The sequence below is a fragment of the Verrucosispora sp. SN26_14.1 genome (assembly GCF_004307965.1).
Lineage (GTDB): Bacteria > Actinomycetota > Actinomycetes > Mycobacteriales > Micromonosporaceae > Micromonospora.
The window spans coordinates 1-3,458 of sequence record NZ_SISL01000557.1; the positions used below are offsets into that span (position 1 = coordinate 1).

At 72.9% G+C, this 3,458-nt stretch carries 5 protein-coding genes; 3 read left to right on the forward strand and 2 right to left on the reverse strand.

Annotated elements, in window-relative coordinates:
• On the reverse strand, window positions 1-468 hold a 468-nt coding region (locus EYA84_RS28970), incomplete at its 3' end, for a DUF58 domain-containing protein (RefSeq protein WP_162854393.1).
• Window positions 447-1,550, reverse strand: coding sequence for a MoxR family ATPase (locus EYA84_RS28975; RefSeq protein WP_131057174.1), 1,104 nt, complete (start codon window positions 1,548-1,550; stop codon window positions 447-449). The genes EYA84_RS28975 and EYA84_RS28970, both read right to left, overlap by 22 nt.
• A 237-nt stretch (window positions 1,551-1,787) precedes the next feature.
• Here EYA84_RS28975 and EYA84_RS28980 point away from each other — a divergent pair, with 237 nt between their 5' ends.
• The 3 genes from EYA84_RS28980 to EYA84_RS33705 form a co-directional block, all read left to right on the forward strand.
• Window positions 1,788-2,018: a hypothetical protein gene (locus tag EYA84_RS28980; protein ID WP_131057176.1), complete on the forward strand. Its 231-nt coding sequence runs from the start codon at window positions 1,788-1,790 to the stop codon at window positions 2,016-2,018.
• Window positions 2,019-2,153: 135 nt separating this feature from the next.
• Window positions 2,154-2,675, forward strand: a complete 522-nt coding sequence (locus tag EYA84_RS28985; RefSeq protein ID WP_131057178.1) for a PH domain-containing protein — start codon at window positions 2,154-2,156, stop codon at window positions 2,673-2,675.
• A partial coding sequence (locus tag EYA84_RS33705; RefSeq protein ID WP_236146018.1) for a PH domain-containing protein occupies window positions 2,672-3,458 on the forward strand: 787 nt, incomplete at its 3' end. The genes EYA84_RS28985 and EYA84_RS33705, both read left to right, overlap by 4 nt.

A 3,458-nucleotide genomic window follows, 5' to 3' on the forward strand; every position in this document is an offset into this window, starting at 1 on the left:
CCAGCCCCGCCGGGCGGCGGGACGCTCACCGCCGCTGCCCACCACCGCACCGATCCGGTTGCCGCCCCGCACGGTCAGGTGCGTGATCGCCGCCACGGCGGCCACCACCACGTCCCGTTTGAGCCACCGGCCGGTGCCGAAGTCCAGGCTGGCCGAGAGGTCCACCGCCAGCCACGTCTCCAACTCCCGGTCCGCCACCGTACGCCGCACGTGCGCCGTGGTGGTCCGCGCGGTCACCGGCCAGTCCATCCGCCGGACGTCGTCACCGGGCCGGTACTCCCGCGACTCCCCCGCCTCGCTGCCCGGGCCGGGCAGCAGACCGGCGTAGTCGCCCTGCAACAGCCCGTCCAGCTTCCGGGTGACCATCAGCTGCAAGCGGGACAGCACCGCGCCGGAGCGGTTGTCCGCCACGTTCGGTGGCTGCTGGGATGGAGGGGTGCTCGGGGTCACGGCCGCTGCCCGGGCCACCCCGAGGTCGGCGCCACCGCACCCGGTGGCGTGGCCTGCTGCCGGGGCGCGACCGACGGCAGCGGGATGGTCGACATCACCCGGTGCACCACGTGGTCGGCGGGCACGTCGTCGGCGAGCGCGTCGTAGCTGAGCACCAGGCGGTGACGCAGGATGTCCGGCGCGATGTCCTGCACGTCCTGCGGCAGGGCGTAGTCCCGGCCCCGCAGCAGCGCCAGCGCCCGGGTCGCCCGGACCAACCCGAGCGAGGCCCGTGGGCTGGCACCGTACTGGATCAGTTGCGCCACGTCGGGCATGCCGTGCTCGGCCGGCGTACGCGTGGCCAGCACCAGCCGGACCGCGTAGTCGACCAACGCGTTGTGCACGAAGACCTGGTCCGCCTTCTGTTGCAGGGCGATCAGGTCGGCGGTGTCGAAGACGGCGGTGGGTTCGGGCGGGGACACCCCCATCCGGTAGACGATCTCCCGCTCCTCGGCGTCGGTGGGATAGCCCACCACGATCTTCATGAGGAACCGGTCCCGCTGCGCCTCCGGCAGCGGGTAGACGCCCTCCTGCTCGATCGGGTTCTGCGTCGCCATCACCAGGAACGGGTTGGGCACCCGGTGCGTCTCGCCGCCGATCGAGACCTGACGCTCGCTCATCACCTCCAGCAGCGCCGACTGCACCTTCGCCGGCGCCCGGTTGATCTCGTCGGCGAGCAGGAAGTTGACGAACACCGGCCCCAGCTCGACGTCGAACTTCTCGCTGGACTGCCGATAGATCCGGGTGCCCATGATGTCGGCCGGCACCAGGTCCGGGGTGAACTGCACCCGGGCGAACGACCCGCCGACCACGCGGGCGAGCGTCTCCACCGCGAGCGTCTTGGCCACTCCGGGTACGCCCTCCAACAGGCAGTGTCCCCGGGCCAACAGCGCCACGAACATCCGTTCGACCATCCGGTCCTGCCCGACGATCACCCGCTTGATCTCGAACAGCGCCCGCTCCAGCAGCGTGGCGTCCTGGGCCGGAGTGGTCGGCGGCGAGACCGCCGGGGGCGTTGCCCCGTTCGGCGTCGGAGCGTCGGGCGTGGTCGGCTGGGCCACCGGTCCTCCACAGCGTGCTCGGTCGTAGCGGCGTGTGCGTCACCAAGCCTCGCATGCCCGACTGAGTACCGACTGTGGGAGCGACCGATTTCCGCCACGCCGTTGCCCGCCAGGCGAATCGCCGATCGCCAGTGGACAGATGCCGCCCCCGCGTGTGTACCATTCTTTTCGTCGCCGGGCGGCTTCCCCCGTGGCCGCCCGGCGCTCACTCATTCCCGTCGCCCTAGACTGGGTGCGATGGACGATTCCGACACCTCCGCCGAGGCTCTGATCTGTTCGGCCCGTGGATGTCGCGCCTCCGCCGGGTGGGCACTGCGCTGGAACAACCCACGCCTGCACACGCCCGAGCGACGCAAGACGTGGCTCGCCTGTGACCTCCACCGCCCCTCACTTGGCGACTTCCTCACCGCGCGGGGCTTCCTGCGCGAGGTCGCCCCGCTCCCGGGATCGCCTACGCTCGAAGAGTGAACGCGTACAACGGCTACTTGATGGTGAGCGCGAGGAGTGAGCTTGCGAGCCCCGCAGTCGCGAACAAAAGGCCAGCTCGGTGAGCGCGAGGAGTGAGCTTGCGAGCCCCGCAGTCGCGAACGAAAGACGTGCTCAGTGAGCGATGACGCCCCGAACGCCCCGGCATCGGCCGGGCCGCTCGAACCCTGGCCGGACACCGTACGGTGGCAGTCGATCTCGTCCGACCTGATCTGGGTGGAGCTGCTGCGGCTGTCCGCCGTGGTGGTCGTCGTCTCGGCGGGCATCGGCATCGGCTGGGCGCTCAGCGGCACCTGGCCGTTCGGCGCGGCGCTCGGTGCCGTGCTGCTGTTCGCGGTCTGGCGGGCGGTGACCATCGTCCGCGCGGTACGCGCCTGGGGCTACGCCGAACGTGAGGACGATCTCCTGGTCCGGCACGGGCTGCTGGTGCGCCGCCTGTCCATCGTGCCGTACTCCCGGATGCAGTTCGTCGACGTCAGCGCCGGTCCGTTGGAGCGCGCGTTCGACCTGGCGACCGTGCAGTTGCACACTGCGGCGGCCGCCAGTGACGCCCGCGTGCCGGGTCTGCGGCCGGCCGAGGCGTCCCGGCTGCGTGACCGGCTCACCGCGCTGGGCGAGGACCGGGCGGAAGGGCTGTGACGGGCCCGGTCGGGTCGGCACCGGACCGGCCCGAGCCCCGTACGGGCGACGTGGCGCCACCGGTCGCCCATCCGGGACCGCCCGGCACCCCCACGGCGCCGCCGCCGGAGCAGTCCCTGGGCGGGCCGCCGGCACGGCCCGAGACACCTGCCCCACCGGTCGTCGCCGGTGCGCCGTACCCGCACGCGACGCCCCACCAGCCGTACCCGCCCGGGACGCCCCACCAGCCGGGCGCGTCCTCCCCGCAGGGGGCGCCGTACCCGCACGGGGGGCCCTATCCGCCGGACGCGGCGTACCCGCACGGGGGGCCGTACCCGCCGTATCCCGGCGGTGCGCCGGACACGGCGCAGGCGCGGCAGCGGCTGCACCCGCTGAGCCCGGCGCTGCACGGCGCGAAGTCGCTGGCCGTGGTCATCGCCGGGCTGTCCTGGTCGACGCTGTCCCGGGTCGGGTTCGGGTGGTTCGTGACCATGGTGATCGTGCTCGCGCTCGGCGCGACCGTGCTGGCCGTGATCAGTTGGTACTACACGGGCTACCAGGTGGTGGGCCGGGAACTGCGTATCCACGAGGGGCTGCTCTGGCGACGGACCCGGGCCATTCCGCTGGAACGGCTCCAGGCCGTCGAGGTGGTCCGCCCGCTGCTGGCGCAGCTCACCGGCCTGGCCGAACTGCGGCTGGAGGTGGTCGGGGGCGGCAAGACGGAGGCGCCGCTGGCGTACCTCAGCGTCGCGGAGGCGTCCGCGTTGCGGCAGCGGTTGCTGGCGCTCGCGGGCGGGCCGGCCG